The sequence below is a fragment of the Paenibacillus sp. KACC 21273 genome (assembly GCF_028736095.1).
Lineage (GTDB): Bacteria > Bacillota > Bacilli > Paenibacillales > Paenibacillaceae > Saccharibacillus > Saccharibacillus kyungheensis.
The window spans coordinates 2,335,952-2,354,658 of record NZ_CP117876.1; the positions used below are offsets into that span (position 1 = coordinate 2,335,952).

Sequence of the window (18,707 nt, forward strand, 5' to 3'; positions counted from 1 at the left end):
CAAAGCTTGCCCGATGGCTCCCATAGTTTAAAATACATCTGAATATCTGCTTGTGATTAACTTACAATAAAACTTTATATAGGCTATAAAATCCTGTTTTGTCTGAAATTCGAGTAAATACTTACTCATTTAGCAAGCAAAAAGGGCTATGTCATACTACAATTTGATATTGGGAACTTTTTTCTTGATTTTAGCATGAGAACGAGTAATCCTCAATCTGTTTATAGGCCAATTCTTCCTTTAGACATATCATTGATCGTATTAATAATATGTTTGAAGATGTCGAGCAGCTTTTAATTAAAGAGTTGAATGATGCATACGTATATCGTGATTATTTCTATAATCTTGTCGCACAACCGAAGTTTTATCCACATCCCGAATCTGGCGGAGATATGAAGATTCAACTATATAGTTTTATAAAGAAAGACAAAAATCATATCTAATTAAAGATAGGGATATTGAACTGAAGAATAGTCTGGATCTACAAATAGATATGTTTGAAATAAGTGGTTGCGGATATTTTTTTTGGAATAATCAGTATTCCTTGAAATACCGTTGACCATCGGAAGTTTTGGTTGCACTGTAGGGGATTTCAATATAAACATAGAGAGGGAGGATAATTTTCTTATTCAATATAATCATTTTGTTTAAAATTGTTGTCTAGGTCAGAGAGTTCGATTTGAGATCTATCAGACATTGATCGTTGAAGGACTTGTCATCCTAGCATAGTGTGGTTATTATTGTAACAAGTAAAAATTACCTGGATCAATTTCTTTTCGTTATCTAAAATTGTCATATGTACCTCCAAAGATGTAATACAAAGGCTCTATCTTTAAATGGATAGAGCCTTTGTTCTGTCTGTGGGTATTAGTCATCCAACTGCTTATAAGTCTCTTCTAACTTTTCAAATTCTTTATCTAATTCTCGTCGTTTTAAATAGATATCCTCTAGATCACTTACATTAAGATGTTCACCGATTTTTCTGTTTTTATATAGCCGGTGTCTCCAATTATCATTATCGTTATGATCCTGATTAGAAGAAGCGATAAGATGCAGCTTCCCTAATGTATAATGATCGCCTGCTAGCTTCCACATATCCCAAATTTGGTTTTTCCCATATTCATCTTGATAATATTCAAAATACGTCAATCTTGATATTTGATTATGAAGGTTACGATACCTTTTTGCTTTTGACTTCTTCTTCATAACTACAACAAACTTTCTATCTAACATTACTCCATACAGAATACTTTTAGCTTTGCTCATTTTTAAATTTCTCCTCTCGGTAAGATATATCTAAAAGTAAGCGAAATTTAATATTATAGCACGGACAATTCAACATTAATTTTGTCCATACATTTTATTACTCGAATATATCATCAATTTCACTATCTAATTCCTTTTCAATGTGTTCTTAAATCAGAGGATTATTCTTTATAAAATTCAGGAGAATTTCATCACGTTGCACATATTGTTCACTAATTTCTTTAGAACCGAAATGGTCATAGTTTATTTTCTCACCTATTTCTTCTTTGTATTCTTCCATAAGCTGGACTAACTCAAGGGACTCCAGAGTCATATCCATAACAATAGATGCATAATCTTTTTCGAATGTTTTTTTTAACTGAATGAGGTAATTTAAATGTTGCTCATAAAATTCTCTTCTTGAGTAGATATACAAAGTATCCACCAACCTGCAAATATTTTCACGGATTTATAAAGATATGAATTGAAAGTTATTAACCAAAATAAACATATATCTATCCACATCATCTTTATTCATTTTGTCAATCATAGATTCCTTCATTGATATCAAGAAGTCACTTAAATCATTAAAGGTATTAGAATTGAATTCAGTTATAGTGTCAGAAATCATAAATTTGTAAGCAAAGCTCTTTTTATTAAGAAGATGAGCAATAATACCTTGAATAAAGACTGATTCTTCTGCTACAAAAAAGATAGTTATTTTCTTCTTTCAACTCATTTATATCAATACTAAATGATTTAAACAAATCTTTGATGCGGCGTTCAGCGGTTTTGTATGAGACAGTTGCCTTACCGTCAGATGAGTTATCCATACTTATATTTTCAATTGATTGAGCTAATGAATGCAAAGATTGTATTTTAGACATTTGAAACCTCCATAGTTTAATTATACTAAAATATGAATAATTTGTATTAAATCCTTATTTTTTGGATCTGAAATGTCTAATCTAGAGCGTGTACACAAACTTTAAAAACTATGCATGAGTTTCACTGCTGCAAAAGAAAATTTACAGGAGAACTGGGAAAGTAATGTATTGAAAAAATGGACAGACCAAGGTATTTTAAAGGGATACCCTTATGAGAACTTTTATCCGGATTGTCTTATTACACGAGCCGAATTCATCACCTTATTGTATGATGGCTTAGCTTTAAAGGACGCTACGACTTCAGAAGCTAAAAAGAAGGAATTTAAAATATAAAATTGCCGATTGGTATTATGCAAATGCAGCGAAAGCTATGATTGTCGGATATATTGAAGGTTATCCTGATCAAATGTTTCGACCTCATGCTTCGATCACAAGACAAGAAGCAGTTTAATAAACTCAAGTTACCATTTAGCAACGTCGAGATCATAACAGTAATAGGATGTGACGAATTGTAAAATGAAGTGCAACACCTCAAACTGAATACAAAAAAGATCATGGCTAGATTCGTATAGAACGAAGTCACCGCAACACTTTCTACAAGAAGAACCCATCATGACTTATACTCATTTTAGGATAATAGAACACAATAAACTAGAATTCTTACTCTGTCCATGAGCCGGTGTCTAGGCCATTAGTCGGGAGCTTAAATGCAATGAAGCGGCTTCGACCTACAAGGCTCAGAAAGATTAAAGATGAAGCGGAAAACACATTTTTATCAAATGATTAAGATCCGCAATCGAACCAATTTTTTGCTAGAAATCATGTTCGGTGTGCTGGCTAGTGAATATCCAAAATCAACCATTCTAACTACGACGGTCGACAGAGCAAAAGAATTTGCGTGTCATGAAGCACTTGAGCGCCTGCACGGTCTAGGCGTTTATTTCGCCGATCTCTACGCTTCCTGGTATCGTGCTCCTAGCGAGTATGCGAATGGTCTACTTCGAGAATTCTTCCCCAAAGGCCACGATTTTACCCAAGTGACCGATGTTGAACTTGAACAAGTACTTGCTTTGATCAACCACCGACCTCGCAAATATGTAAGCTGGAAATCCACACATGAATCATTTCAGAAAGAACTGTGGCACTTGAATTGACGTGGTATTATCTACTCAAGGTAGACAGTAAAAAAATACCTCATGCTACAATCAGAACAACTCTGAAGACTAAAGGGGATTTTTCATGGCCAAAAAAAGACAGACATTCAACCTATACAGCAACGAAACTTAGCGGGAAGAGGTTAGACTGAGAAGGGAAAAAAGCTGCAGTTATTCTAAGATGATGGAGAAGCTAGGCATCTTAAGCAAAACTCAGATTGGAAAGTGGAACGAGAAAAGTAAGAATAAGGAAGGATTTACCGATGAACACGGGCGATGTAACAAAACCAAATTTGAGAGAATGGAAGAGGGAAATGCCTATCTTAAAGCCCAAGTGGAATACTTAAAAAAGCGCAATCCAAATCTACACGGGGAGGGCAGTTGGATTTCCAAACTCGGTGCCAGTCCTTTCAAGAAATGAGCAGTAGTTATCCCATTTTTGGGTTTTGCAAACTTGCCGAGATTTTACGGTCCGACTATTATAAATGGAGAAATGGCCAGGCTACTCGTACGCAACGTGAGAACAGAGATGCCGACCTAAAAGCTCATTTGCTGAGTATTCACAGGCTGCGTCCGCATGTTGGAGTCCCTCGTATACAGAGATCGCTTTGCGCCGAGAAGGGCTAGTGGTAAATCACAAAAAGGTACGCTGTCTCATGCGTAAACTCTCGATTCGCTCATTGATTCGTTGTAAGCGTTCCTTTGCCAAAGACAAGCCTTCCGTGTGTTTTGCGAATGTGCTGAAACGTGTCTTTGCTGCTGGAGAACTGGGACAAAAGCTGATGACCGACGTAACGTATGTCCAGACTAGACACGAATTTGCTTATTTATCTGTCGTGATAGACCCATACAACAATGAAGTGAAAACTTGCATGTTGTTCAAACGAAACGATTTGAAACTCGCCACTACACGGTTGAACAGCTAGATCCACAGCCCCACAGCCGGGTTTGCTGTACTTGGACCAAGGATTTCAATACACGACGAAAAGCTACGCGCATCTTCTACAAGCGAAAGGGCTGACGGGCAGCCATTCCAGACGAGGGAATTGTCATATGTAGAGTGATTTTTTTCGCATTTGAAGACCGAGAAACTGTACTTGAAGAATCCGAAAACGTTCGAAGAAGCAAAAATGCAAATTGCTAATTATTTGACGTATTACAACGAGGAACATTTCCAAAGTAAACTAAACGGCCTCCCCGAAAGAACTTCGAGAAGAGGGCACTTTTTGAAACGTACTTTTTAGTTCTACCTGATGGGGTATGACCAACAATTTGTCTTTTTTATAAAATAAGGTATAGAAATAAATGGTTATTTGAACATCAGTGAATTGAATTAATATCTCAACAAATGAAATCATTAGATATAGGAGTAAATATTTAGAATTGTTGCTTTATTTATGCTTAATAAGTATAATTATGCAATAAAGTTGATACTATACCACAAGAAATGGAGATCCAATATTGAAAAAAATATTACCAACAAGTGTCCCTCTTATAGGATGCTACCCCCAACATTCATTTTATATGTCTATTATTTCTGAAAAAAAAGAATGTTTACCTTGGATTTTTTCTAATTATAGCAATATTTTTATAGACAATAATGGATTTTGTGATTTTTTTGTTAAAACTCCAGAATATGTTCTTTATCCCTGGTTTCAAGGATCTCAAAGAATTTGTCGAGATTTTCTACTAAGTAATAAAAATGATTTTATAGAATTTATTAGAGAAAATATTATAAGTGACTATTATATATGGTTGTATATAGATGAATTTTATCTTCCTTGTTCAAGCGAATTTGGGAAAAATCATTTTGTTCATTCTATTATGATTTCTGGATTTGATGATTTAAATAAAACATTTAAGATACATGGTTATTACAATAAATCAAAATATTCAGCTAAAAATATAGATTATAATGATCTAAAATTTTCCTTTTATAATGTTAATGCCGAAATAGACTTTAAATCATATATACATTTGATTAAATATAATGAAAATTATAATTTAGAGAACTTTGTTTACAACACTACATTGTTTAAACAACAACTGATTTGTCATTATAATTCAATTTTTTTACCTCTATTGAATCAAGAAGACGCTTATAATTCTAGTATTAGTGAAAATTTGACTACTGGGCTTAATGTGTATGATAAATTAATAGATTTTTTGAATTTAGGGTCACTTAATGTAGATATTACATATGATCATAGACCACTATATGTTTTATTGGAACACAAAAAATTTATGCTATTAAAATTGGAATACTTAAAAAGTCAAGCCTTTTTAATTTTTTCCGATGATATATTTAAAAAATATGAGTTGCTTAAAAATAGTATAGAAAAACAACTTGTTTTATATATAAAGTGTAGTTTAACAAAAAATGAAGAAATAATGGAGAGGATAATTAAAGCATTAAAAGTAATAAAAAATGATGAGAAAGATATTTTAGAGTTAATGCTCAAGGAACTAGATAATATTCAATAAGTTGTTTACAACCTAATAATTTAATAAAGTAAAATTATTAGGTTGTAAATATTTATCTAATATATTAATATTAATATTAACGTACTGTTGATGTAAAAATTGTAATTAATGGAATAAAATTTTAGGTTATTTTCATATTAAATTGAAAGGAGAGATTGAAGCCTGTGATTGATGAAATTAAGAATATAATTAAAGAAGAAAAACGCGTTATTACTGATAAAAATACTTTGTTAAAGCATAGTAATGATACTACTTCGTATCATTTTGGTGTATTACCTGATGTAGTAGTATATCCTAAAAATACGAATGAGATATCTGCTCTACTAAGATATGCAAGTAAGAATAAGATATCAATTACACCATTTGGACATGGTACAAGTACGGATGGACATGTGATTCCTGTTCAAAAAGGGATAAGTTTAAATATGACATTGATGAAGGAAATAGTAAGTATTAATTCGGATAATTTGACTGTCACAGTAGAAGCAGGAATAAGCAGAAAAGTTCTTAATGAAGAATTAAAAAGAATTAATCTTTTTTTTCCAGTCAATCCTGGAATGGATGCAACAATTGGAGGAATGGTTTCAACTAATGCGAGCGGGTCTAACGCTTTACTGTATGGTGCTATGAAACATAACGTTCTTGGCTTAACAGTTGTTTTACCGGATGGAATGATTATTAAAACTGGTGGACTTACAAAAAAGTCATCTTCAGGTTATAATTTGACAAGTTTATTTATAGGTGCTGAAGGTACTTTAGGTGTTGTTACAGAGGTTATATTGAGTGTGAAAAATATTATAAAAAATAAATTAGTCGCCAAACTTGCTTTTAAAGATATTGATACTGCATGTCAAACTTCAGTTGTTATAGGGCAATCTATTTCTGGGGTTTCTAAATTGGAATTACTTGATGAACAAGCAATGTCAATTATAAATTATGATAAAAAGACTACTTATCCTGTCTCACCGCATTTGTTTATTGAAGTTTTAAGTGAATCTAAGGATGTCTCATTTATTAAAAATCAGTTGATAGAAATTTTGAAAGAACATAAAAAAATAATTGAAGTTTCTTTTGAATACGATTTCAAAAAAATTGAAGAATTATGGAAACAACGAAATGAACTTGCTTTCTCTGTTCAATCTTTTTTCTTAGATAAAAAGTTAATGACAACTGATGTTTGTGTACCTATATCAAATTTAGCTATAGCAATAAAGCATGCCAGAGAACAAATGAAAAAACATGACTTTCAAGGTGTTATTGTCAGTCATGCTGGGGATGGGAATTTTCATGTTATTTTTCCTGTTAATATTTATGATGCAAATGATATAAAAAGAGCTCATACAATGAGTGAATTAATAACTGAATATGCACTATCAATAGGTGGAACAAGCAGTGGTGAGCATGGAATCGGTTTAGGAAAAAAAAAGCATTTACAAAGTGAGCATGGCAATTCATTAATTTTAATGAACAGAATAAAAGAAACAATAGATCCTAATAATATTATGAATCCACAAAAAATAATATGAGGTGGTAATGTAGTGAGAAGCTTAAGTCAAGCAGAAATGAGAATTGAGGATATTGATTATTTAGAGTTTTATGTAGGAAATGCAAAACAATCTGCTTTTTATTTAAGTAAACTGTTCGGATTTAACTTAGTTGCATATCGTGGTTTAGAAACAGGAGATCGTGAAGTGGTTTCTTATGTTTTAAAACAAGGAGATATTACGTTAGTTATTAGTAGCGCCTATGATGAAAAACATCCTATAGCAATGTTTGTAAAAAAACATGGAGACAATGTTGGAGATATAGCATTTAAAGTAGATGATCTCGATTCCTGCTACGAAGAATCTATTCAGCAGGGGGCTCAGAAAGTTAGTTCACCTCTAATAATTTCAGATAGTGATGGGGATATTAAATATGCTGCAATAAATGGTTTTGGAGATGTTATACATACATTAATTGAGAGAAGAAACTATAAGGGATGTTTTAAACCAGGATATAAAGTTATTGATAGCCCAGTATTCCCTATAAAAAATGTTTCTGGATTATATCGAATAGATCATTTGGCAATATGTGTAGAAAGTATGAATGAATGGACTAATTTTTATGAACGGATTTTTGGCTTTAAATTGCAACAAGAATTTAAAAAAGATGAAATTAGTTCAGGAAACTCTTCTTTAATGACAAAAATTTTAAAGAACGGAACTGAGCGCGTTAAAGTTACTTTTGTGGAACCGGCGGCAGGAAATAAAAAGTCTCAGATACAAGAATACATGGATTACAATAATGGACCAGGTGTACAACACATTGCTTTATCTACTGATAATATTATCCATTCTATCGATACTCTTACTCAGCAGGGGAATGAATTTCTTTATACACCAGATAGTTACTATGAATTATTATTGAATAGAGTAGGTAATATTGATGAATCTTTAGAAGAACTTCAACGTTTAAAAGTACTAGTAGATCGTGATGAAGAAGGATATCTATTACAAATATTTGGTCAACCAATACAGGATCGTCCAACTTTATTTTTTGAGGTCATCCAAAGAAAAGGTTCCAAAGGGTTTGGTAATGGTAATATAGCTGCCTTATTTGAAGCAGTGGAAAGAGAACAAGCAAAACGTGGTAATTTATAAATCATAGAAGTAAAGAAACTCAATAGATTATAGTTGAAATATGATATTTACCTAAAATGCATAAACTCTGATTCTTCTAATAAGCATGTTAATACATTAAAGTTCTCATTAGAAGAATCGCTATATAAACTATCTATTTTAATAATATATGAGTTCGTGTCTGAAAAATGACTATTGAATAAGTTTAAAAATAGATACGACATATACAGAAGTTTAAAAAAACTTGCTAATTTTTCGTAATGTGTGGTATACGACGAGAACGCATCAATTTATTAAAGAAACATTCGACCAACTGCGGTTCTGTGTATACATGTCCATCGTCTTTCCAAGGACCTAGGTAATTGACTTTGGGTGGAAGCACAAAAGAAGCTTTCTTAGATTGCAACCATTCCCGAACGCTTTGTCGCTAAGAATCTGACTTCCTTTGATCTCAACATCTTGTAGCAAATCCATAGTAGTTACAGAATCATGAATGTGTCCTCCGCTCTGTAGAAAAGCTAAAGGATTATTTAAACCATCAATCACCATGTGAATCTTGGTTGGTTTCCACCACCGATCAATCCAATATGTTAGTAGATTTCATGAACGATGGTGTTTTTAGCCCCTGCACTATGTTGATGAGCCCTGACCGACGTTGAGTAGATACTTAAATTTTCAAATTCAGGTTCGATGTAAAGTGCGTAAAAAGGAAACCCAAATCTAAGTATCCCGCTACGTACAAAATTGGCTATATAATGTTTCCCAAGAACTATAGCGTTCTTCTGGCAAATTGCGTCATGCTGAACTGCTACGGGTGATCCAGAAAATTACATTAAACGAGATGAGATTCTTAATTTGGGAGGGCGTCTTTATGATATGGATGAAATAAATGCTGAATCTGCTCCCATTGTTCATCACTAAGTTCATATCGTCTTTGATTTGTGCTAATCGCCTGATCATATTCTTTGATTGTAATTATAAATAGATTAGTTTTCAGATAATTCCCAATATAACAACTGAAATATGTAATATATAACATTTTTGGTTTACGGTTAAATTTAATTCCAATATCATCAACTTGTAGAAAATATTAACTCAAAAATTTCTAAACAGCAAAATCGAAACGTTTCGTTTTTTAAGTTAAACTCAATTATTTCAATGGAAAGATAACACAAGTTTTAACTGGAAAAAGAAAACTCAAATATTTTAAGATTCATGAAAAGCACCTAATAAAAAACAATTCAAAATAGGGGGAAGTTTAAATGAATGAGCAAATTATTTTTATTGATGGTAATTACGTAAAAAAAAGTGAAGCATTAATTTCTGTATATGATAGAGGATTATTATTTGGTGATGGTGTTTTCGAAGGAATTCGGGCTTATAATGGAAACGTTTTTCTACTAGAAGAACATATTAAGCGTTTATTTAATTCTGCTAAGTCTTTGATGATTGATATTCCGTATAATTTTGATGAATGTATTAATATCATTCTTCAGACGTTGTTAAAGAATAAATTACATACTGCATATATAAGAATTATTCTGTCTCGTGGTGTAGGTGATGGATATAATTTAAGTCCATTTTTATGTCCTAAACCAAGTTTTATGGTAATGGCAGAAAGTTTTGAGGCTTTTCCAAAGGAATACTATAAAAGTGGCATTGAGGCAGTAACAGTTCCGACTAGAAGAACAAAAAATGATTCTTTGTCTCCACAAATCAAATCTTTAAATTATTTAAATAATATCCAAGCTAAAACGGAAGCCTTAATAGCAGGAGCGCAAGACGGGATTATCCTTAATGATGAGGGATATGTTGTAGAAGCCACAACTCAAAATATTTTTATAGTCAAAGAAGATAGGTTACTCACGCCATATTGCTCTTTAGGGGCTTTAGAAGGTATTACAAGGAATTTTGTAATGAGACTTGCAAGTAATAAGGGAATTAAAGTAGAAGAGCATTTAATTACAAGACACGATTTATATATCGCCGATGAAGTCTTTATGACAGGAACGGCTGCTGAAATGATAGCAGTTGTTAAAATTGATGGACGAGTAATAGGACAGGGCGAACCCGGTTTGCTTACTGTAAAATTATATGAAAATTTTCTTGAGAATGTTGAGAAAGAAGGAGTGTTTTTTTTGTGATTCATTTATACGAAACGTTTCGAATAAATGCTGATTTATAAATTACTGAACATGGTTTTTTAAGGAGATGATGTATAATGGAGAACTTTAAATATCAGTATAATGTAGAGAACGATCCAGTCTTTAGAGAAAAAATTGAAATTGCTTATAACTGTCCTCTACCAGAATACTTATTAAAAAAGTCTTGGGAAGAAACCTTCTATAAAGCTGAAACTAATTCTCATTGTGAGATTCATATTACAACTTCAAAAACAACAACAACAACAATTGTATTTACTAATAATGGTGAATTGTTAGGTGAAATCAAGCTTGCTTTATTAGTAGATGAATTTCTAAACAAATGTCATTCGAGAAGCAAATTTGAAAGTGATACTTTAATATCTTCTGAAAAAGCCTCCATATCGGTAAAAGATTATTGGGAAAATTTAATGACTGATATCTTGATGACTGAAACAGTACAGCCAGAGTATAAGGATAAAAAGAGTCAATTCTCGAAAAGTAAGATAAATCAAATTATATACAAATCGGAAAAATGGAAAAAGGAAGTAGACAAAAAAGATTTCCATTATACAACTTATTTTTATCTAGCTTGGGGAATTTTTCTTGAACGATATAACCATAAAAATGAGGCAGTTTTCGGGGCTGTTTACCATGACTCTAATATAATTAACATGCAAGACATATTGCCACTAAGATTAAAAACATCTAAAGAAGATACAGTATATCAAGCTCTTTCTTTAGTAGAGAACTTGATAAAAGAAAATAAACATTATTCTTCCATTAGGCTAAATGAGTTATATACAGTCACTAACACTTCGGAGTTGTTATACGATACAGTTTTGTGTTTTAGACATGACAAAGAGATTGACTTAAGTACATTAGATTTTTCTTTACATTTACAATTATTAAAGCAAGTAATTTATGTGAATTCTGATCTTGAATTATGTATACGTTATAATTCTAATAATTACAATGAAAATTTAATTAATTGGATTTTGGAAGAAATTGATAATATAGTTACTAGCTTGCTGAAGGACTCTTCTTTAAGTATTGATTCAATAGGGTATTCAGAACCGATAGATTTAGTAAGTAGAAAAACTGAAATACTTAGTGATTCTGAAGATACCATAATTGATTTGTTTAAAGAACAAGTACATCGATTTTCTAATAAAATAGCAGTAGAGTGTGGAAATGAAAAACTTACCTATAGACAATTGGACATTAAGTCTGACATTATTGCCGATTATTTGAGAAATAACCAAAAAATTAGTACAGAATCATTAGTCGGTGTCTATATGGAAAGATCAGCTTATATGGTTGTAGCTATGTTAGGGATTATGAAAGCTGGTGGATCTTATGTTCCTATTGACATATCTTTTCCTTATGAAAGAATAAAAAAAATACTTAACAATTCTAAACTTAAAACTATTATTTGTACATCACAATGTATTTCTGCTTTAGATAAATTACAGTGGGAATGTAATTATTTTAATACATATATTTGTATTGACTCAGATGAAGTTAAAGTAGAAGAACAACCAACTACTCTTATGGATCAAAATTTGTGGGGATATATTGCTGAAGAAGCAACAAATAGGATAGCCGCTGGTGGCTGGTATAACAGTTATACTGGAGACGAGTTTTCAATTAAGGAAATGGAAGAATTTACGGAGAATATATCAACAAAGCTAGATCCATTCTTAACTTCAAAAACAAAAGTGTTGGAAATTGGTTGTGCTAGCGGATTGAGTATGTATCAGATTGCGCCTAAAGTGGGATCATATTTTGGAACAGATCTTTCGTCTTCTATAATAGAACAAAATAAACAATTTATCACTTCTGAAGGAATTGAAAATATAACACTGGACTGCCTACAAGCTCATGAGATCGATCAATTAAAAGAAAAAGATTTTGATATTATCATTTTAAATAGTGTAATACAGTATTTTCCGGGATTGAATTATTTAAAAGATGTTATTAAAAAAGCATTATCATTGTTATCTAAGGATGGAATAGTATTTATTGGCGATATTATGGATTTAGATCTGAAAGATGAATTAATTGCTTCGATGCTTACTTTTCAGGAAAATAATCCGGAACTAAAACACAAGATAAAAACTGATTTTTCCAATGAGTTATTTCTGTCGAAAAACTATTTCAATGATATTCAAATTGATATGCCAGAAATCGAAGAAATCGAGTTATCTCAAAAAATATATACGGTTGAGAATGAATTAACAAAATATAGATATGATGTGTTGATGAAGATTAATAAGAAAAAAAGTAATTACGTAAAAAGAAACAGATTCAAGAATCAATTAACATTAAATTTAAAAAAATTAGATATCTTCATAAATGATGACGCTTTTTTGTTAAAACTATCTCCTAATAATCTTGCATATGTAATTTATACTTCTGGATCTACTGGGCAACCCAAAGGAGTTATGATAGAACATAAAAATCTTTATAACTTTGTTAAGGGCATGGATAATATGTTTAAATTATCACCTGAAGATGTATATCTGGCAATAACTAATCTATCATTTGATATTTCCATTTTAGAACTTATTTTACCTATAACATTTGGAAGTGGTGTTGTAATAGCAAATGATGAGGAGCAACTTGATTCTTCTGCTTTGTATAATTTGATCGTTAAGCATCATATAAATATGCTACAGAGTACTCCATCTCGTTTACAACTGTTAATGAGTGATCCTATTGGGAAAGCTAGTTTAAACCATATAAAAACCTTGTTAATAGGAGGAGAAGCTCTCCCCATTCAATTGTTTAGGACCGTTAAGGAATCAACCACAGCCAAAATTTACAATATGTATGGGCCTACAGAAACCACTGTCTGGACTTCAGTTAAATGTCTAGATGCATCTGATTCGAAAGTTACTTTAGGGCCACCTATTATACACACTCAGTTTTATGTAATGAATAATAAAGGTAAAATAATGCGTCCAGGTTATCCTGGTGAATTATTTATCGCTGGTCAAAGCTTAGGAAGAGGCTATCTTAATCAACCGGAATTAACAATTAAGAGTTTTACTGAAGAATATGCAAGTACTTTTGGAAGATTGTATAAAACAGGGGACTGGGTCAAACAAAATTCCAATGGTGATTTAGAATTCATAGGTCGCATTGATTTTCAAACGAAAATTAGAGGATATAGGGTGGAGCTTGGAGATATAGAGGACAAAATGTTAACTCATCCTGAAGTTAAAGAAGTAGTTGTTACAATACAATATAATGTAACTGGAGAGAATTATTTATGTGCTTATTATGTGGGAAGTATTAATAACCATGATGAACTGAGAGATTATTTAGAATTACACCTTCCAGACTACATGATTCCTTCTCAATTTATGATTATGGATAAGATACCACTTACTTCTAGTGGTAAAGTTAATCGGAAACTACTTTCTACTAATGGCAAGATTCTAGAAACAGAAACTAACTATGCTTCACCTACTAATAAAGTGGAAGAGAAGCTTTGCGAGATATGGTCAAAAATTTTAGGTAAAGAGCCAATTGGGATAAATGATGATTTCTTTTTACTAGGTGGAAACTCACTTAAAGCTGCTATGCTTGTTTCTCACATAAGACAAGATTTTAATAAGGAAATTAAGATTTCAAAGATCTTTCAGTTAAAAACAATAACAAATATAGCTTCATTAATAGATGTAAGTTCAATAAAAGTAGAAAAAATAAAAGCTGCGGTATCGAAGAAGTATTATCCAATTTCATCTGCACAAAAGCGTATTTATACGTTAGAAAATAGTCTAGATGTCAAACTTTCTTATAATATAACGGGTGCTTATTTTATTGAAGGGCAAATTGATAAGCATAGATTACAAAGAGCAGTTAATTTACTTGTACTAAGGCATGAGTCCTTAAGGACCTCTTTCAAATGGTATAAAGATGAGTTGGTCCAATCTATTTCTAAAGAAGCGAGATGTGTTATTGAATTTAGTTTGATAAATAAAGAGCAATTAGCTAAAGAAGTAAAAGCATTTGTTAAACCATTTAAACTTAATGCTTCTCCGTTAATGAGAGTTGCTGTTTTTGAGTTTGATAAAGATAGAAGCGTTATAGTAATTGATATTCATCATATTGTTGCTGATGGTTTATCACAAGAAATACTCTTACATGAATTATCCGAGATATATAAAGGATCTCAACTTCCTGAATTACAACTAACATATAAAGATTTCTCTGAATGGCAGCATGCAAATATTTTTGATAAACAGGAAAAATATTGGTTGGATAAATTGAAAGACATGCCTGTACTTGAGCTACCTATTGATTATTCAAGACCTTCGATTCAATCATTTGAAGGGGATAGAATAGTTTTAAATATTAACAAATCCCTTACAGAGAAACTAAATAATTTAGCTAAAGGTACTAATAGTACACTATTCATGGTTTTATTAGCAACTTATAATGTACTTTTAGCTAAATATACTGGACAAGAAGATATTATTGTTGGTTCTATAATTTCTGGAAGACAACTTACCAATACAGAATCTGTAATTGGAATGTTCGCAAATACATTAGCTCTCCGAAATAAGCCTAGAGGAGAATTAGCTTTCTCACATTTAGTAAATGAAATCAAAGTAACTACTCTAGAAGCTTTCGAAAATCAAGATTTCCAATTTGAGGAAATAATAGAGAAGCTAAATTTACAAAGGGACTTTAGTAGAAATCCTGTATTTGATACAAGCTTTGTGTTCCAAGATTCAGGTGATTTCCTTAATCTGGAGAACACATCAGTTACTCCTTATAAAATAATTCAACAAAACACGAAATTTGAACTTGCACTTGAAGCAGTTGTGGAAAACGATTCAGTTAATCTAAATTTCGATTATAATAGCAGATTATTTAACAAATCTACTATTGAATGTATGAAAAATCATTTTAGTAATATATTGAAGATTGTGACTCAAAATAAAGACATTAAATTAAATCAAATTGATATTCTAACCAGAGATGAGAAACAGGTATTGTTAAATGAATTTAACAATACCTACCAGCAATATTCGAAGAATAAGCTTATTCATCAATTGTTCGAAGAACAAGTTGAAAGAACTCCTACTAATGTAGCTGTAGTTTATAAGGGAGAATATTTAACATATACGGATTTAAATAATAAAGCAAATAGACTTGCTCACTATATTCGTAATCAAGGTTTAATTAATGATCATTTGGTAGGTATCGTATCGGATAGATCAATTCAAATGATAGTTGCTATGTTAGCAATTTTAAAAGCTGGAGGAGCATTTTTACCTATAGATCCTTCATATCCAGAAGAACGAATAAATTATTTATTAGAAGATAGCCGTTTAAATACTATAGTTATACAAGATCATTTGTTCAACAGAGTCGAGTTCGCGGGTAAGAAAATTATGCTTAATGATGATTATCTGACTACTTCACAAGAAAATTTAGAACCTATAGCAACATCAAATAGTCTGGCATACGTTATTTATACGTCAGGTTCTACTGGAAACCCTAAAGGTGTAATGATAGAACATCGATCTCTTGTAAATCTGTCAGAATGGCATAAGAGGTTCTATCAATTAACGGAAAGGGACCGATCAACGAAATATGCTTCATTTGGTTTCGATGCTTCAATTTGGGAGCTATTTCCTTATCTTATTTCTGGATCTTCTGTTTATATAATTCCAGAGAAAATACGTTTAGATGTCAATCTGCTAAATGATTTCTTTGAAGCGAATAAAATTACAATCACATGGCTTCCTCCGCAAGTATCTGAACAATTTATGGATTTGAGGAACAAGAGCTTAAGATTATTATTAACTGGGGGAGACAAAGTTCGTTCATACAGTACTAACGTATCTTATGAAGTATTTAATACTTATGGTCCCACAGAGAATACAGTTATTTGTACACAATATAAAATTACTAAAGACAATAGAAAAAACATACCAATTGGTAAGCCACTTGATAATATGCAAATCTATATACTAGATCAAGATAACAACTTAGTTCCCTTAGGTGTAAAAGGTGAATTGTGTATTTCTGGTATAGGGCTTAGTCGTGGTTATTTGTATCGTGAAGAACTTACAAATGAAAAATTTGTAGATAATCCATTTATACCTGGTGAAAAGATGTATAGAACTGGAGATCTGGCAAGGTGGCTACCTGATGGGAATATTGAGTATCTGGGAAGGTTTGATCATCAAGTAAAAATTCGAGGATTCCGAATAGAATTAGCTGAAATAGAAGTCCATTTAATTAGTCATCCTGATATTCAAAAGGCGGTTGTGATAGCAAAAAATAACGAGTTAGGAGATAAGTATTTATGTGCCTATTTAGTTGCAGATAAACAAATGAGTACTAGTTCACTTCGAGCTTATATTAATAAAAAGCTACCTGACTACATGATACCTGCTTACTTTTTATATCTTGATATATTGCCTTTAACGCCAAATGGCAAACTTGATTTGAAAGCTTTACCTGATCCTATTCAAGAATCTTCTTCCGTTGATGATTACAAAGCTCCTGAAAATGAGATACAAGAGAAGCTTGTTGAAATATGGACTAAAGTTTTAGGGGTACCTACTATTGGGGTTGATGATAACTTTTTTGAAAATGGAGGAGATTCGATTAAGGCTCTCCAAATTTCTGCTAATCTAATGAAATATCATTTAAGAATAGATACTGTTGATTTATTTAATTACCCCAGAATACGTGAACTAAGTAATTATGTTAAAAAATTTAAAAATCAAGTTAGTCAAGAAGTAATAACTGGTAAAATAGGCTTAACTCCTGCTCAGAATCATCTTTTTGAAAGCAATATAAAAACAATAAATCATTTTAATCAGTCTTATATGCTCTATAGAAAAGATGGGTTTGATTTTCAAGTTGTTCAGAATGTCTTCCAAAAAATTATTGAGCACCATGATGTATTAAGAGCCGTGTTTAAGTTGAGTGATCAAAGATACAGTTCAAAAATTAGAGAAATTCAAAATACGATTTTCTCTTTCGAAGTTATAGAGATGGACAAGTATGATACGGATGCTATTACGTCAAAAGCCCAAATGATACAAAGTAGTTTAGATATTACAAAAGGTCCTTTAATACGCTTAGCATTATTTCATACTGTCAAAGGTGACCACCTGTTAATTGTAATTCATCATCTGATAGTGGATGGCGTTTCATGGAGAATTATATTTGAGGATTTTTCTTCAGGTTATGTGCAAGGAATTAGTGGACAAAAAATAGATTTTCCTTCAAAAACAGATTCTATAAAGAACTGGACAAATTCTTTGTTCAAATATGCAACTAGTCCAGAGGTTATCAGTCAAATCCCATATTGGAATAAAATACTTTCTACTAGAACGACCTCTTTAAATATAAAGTGTACTCGCCTAATTTCGAAGGAAATAGGTAAGGAGAAGCCGTTCTTGTTACTTTCAAAAGAAAAAACTAATGAATTATTATACCAAGCTAATTATGCTTATAATACAGAAATCAATGATCTACTATTAGTAGCTCTAGGGCTTGCTGTAAAAAAAATAACAAAACATGAACTAGTCAAAATAGATTTAGAGGGGCATGGCCGTGAACAGTTAGATGAAAATATAAATATTAGCAGAACAATAGGCTGGTTTACTTCAATCTATCCTGTTTTGATTAATATGAATAATTTAAATCTGGCTGAGCAAATTAAGAGGACAAAAGAAATGTTAAGAATGATTCCTAATAAAGGAGTAGCATTTGGAATCTTGAAAATGAATAAAAATCTTGAAGAGGATGGAATAAAATCTGAGATTAGTTTCAATTATTTAGGACAGTTTGATCAAGATCTCTCCTCTCTTTTCCAAATTTCGTCAATTTCAAGAGGTCTTGAAATTGACGAAAAAGAAAATCATGCTCATGCAATTTCGATAGATGGACTTATTCAGGACGGACAATTATTTTTTGAGTGTAATTATGATGAACATAAAATTGGTCACACGATGGCACAGCAGCTTCTTGATAGCATGAAAATGTACCTAGAAGAAATTATTGAGCACTGCATTAACAAAGAAGTCAAGGAAATGACACCAAGTGATTTTAGTTCTAAGGATATAGAGATGGAGGATCTCAACAACATCCTTAATTTGTTCGAAGAATAATGTATTAGCATGTAAGCACAACTTT

General features: G+C 31.6%; 13 protein-coding genes. 10 read left to right on the forward strand and 3 right to left on the reverse strand.

Annotated elements, in window-relative coordinates:
• Window positions 1-867: 867 nt before the first annotated feature.
• From PQ460_RS10575 to PQ460_RS10585, 3 genes are all read right to left on the reverse strand, one after another.
• Complete coding sequence (locus PQ460_RS10575; protein ID WP_274172617.1) at window positions 868-1,266, reverse strand: hypothetical protein; 399 nt, start codon at window positions 1,264-1,266, stop codon at window positions 868-870.
• 148 nt (window positions 1,267-1,414) lie between these two features.
• Window positions 1,415-1,546, reverse strand: coding sequence for a hypothetical protein (locus PQ460_RS10580; RefSeq protein WP_274172618.1), 132 nt, complete (start codon window positions 1,544-1,546; stop codon window positions 1,415-1,417).
• Between the two features lie 355 nt (window positions 1,547-1,901).
• Window positions 1,902-2,132 carry a hypothetical protein gene (locus PQ460_RS10585; RefSeq protein ID WP_274172619.1) on the reverse strand — a complete coding sequence of 77 codons (231 nt, stop codon included), beginning with the start codon at window positions 2,130-2,132 and terminating at the stop codon, window positions 1,902-1,904.
• A gap of 114 nt (window positions 2,133-2,246) precedes the next feature.
• Here PQ460_RS10585 and PQ460_RS10590 point away from each other — a divergent pair, with 114 nt between their 5' ends.
• The 10 genes from PQ460_RS10590 (at window position 2,247) to PQ460_RS10625 (ending at window position 18,682) form a co-directional block, all read left to right on the forward strand.
• A complete protein-coding gene (locus PQ460_RS10590; RefSeq protein WP_274172620.1) occupies window positions 2,247-2,465 on the forward strand; it encodes an S-layer homology domain-containing protein in 219 nt (72 codons plus the stop codon).
• 73 nt (window positions 2,466-2,538) lie between these two features.
• Complete coding sequence (locus tag PQ460_RS23520) at window positions 2,539-2,583, forward strand: hypothetical protein (RefSeq protein WP_443147212.1); 45 nt, start codon at window positions 2,539-2,541, stop codon at window positions 2,581-2,583.
• 301 nt (window positions 2,584-2,884) lie between these two features.
• The gene (locus PQ460_RS10595) at window positions 2,885-3,286 is read left to right on the forward strand and encodes an IS30 family transposase (protein WP_274172621.1); all 402 of its coding nucleotides are present in this window, start codon (window positions 2,885-2,887) and stop codon (window positions 3,284-3,286) included.
• A 181-nt stretch (window positions 3,287-3,467) separates the two neighbouring features.
• Window positions 3,468-3,707, forward strand: a complete 240-nt coding sequence (locus tag PQ460_RS10600) for a transposase (RefSeq protein WP_274172622.1) — start codon at window positions 3,468-3,470, stop codon at window positions 3,705-3,707.
• Between the two features lie 676 nt (window positions 3,708-4,383).
• The gene (locus PQ460_RS23525) at window positions 4,384-4,530 is read left to right on the forward strand and encodes an IS3 family transposase (RefSeq protein WP_443147213.1); all 147 of its coding nucleotides are present in this window, start codon (window positions 4,384-4,386) and stop codon (window positions 4,528-4,530) included.
• Between the two features lie 217 nt (window positions 4,531-4,747).
• Window positions 4,748-5,770 (forward strand): hypothetical protein, encoded by a 1,023-nt coding sequence (locus tag PQ460_RS10605; protein ID WP_274172623.1) that lies wholly within the window; start codon window positions 4,748-4,750, stop codon window positions 5,768-5,770.
• A gap of 164 nt (window positions 5,771-5,934) precedes the next feature.
• The gene (locus PQ460_RS10610) at window positions 5,935-7,296 is read left to right on the forward strand and encodes an FAD-binding oxidoreductase (protein WP_274172624.1); all 1,362 of its coding nucleotides are present in this window, start codon (window positions 5,935-5,937) and stop codon (window positions 7,294-7,296) included.
• Window positions 7,297-7,332: 36 nt separating this feature from the next.
• Window positions 7,333-8,412 (forward strand): 4-hydroxyphenylpyruvate dioxygenase, encoded by a 1,080-nt coding sequence (gene hppD / locus PQ460_RS10615; RefSeq protein ID WP_274172914.1) that lies wholly within the window; start codon window positions 7,333-7,335, stop codon window positions 8,410-8,412.
• A gap of 1,241 nt (window positions 8,413-9,653) precedes the next feature.
• Window positions 9,654-10,535, forward strand: a complete 882-nt coding sequence (gene ilvE, locus PQ460_RS10620; RefSeq protein ID WP_274172625.1) for a branched-chain-amino-acid transaminase — start codon at window positions 9,654-9,656, stop codon at window positions 10,533-10,535.
• Window positions 10,536-10,612: 77 nt separating this feature from the next.
• Complete coding sequence (locus PQ460_RS10625) at window positions 10,613-18,682, forward strand: non-ribosomal peptide synthetase (RefSeq protein WP_274172626.1); 8,070 nt, start codon at window positions 10,613-10,615, stop codon at window positions 18,680-18,682.
• Window positions 18,683-18,707 lie beyond the last annotated feature (25 nt).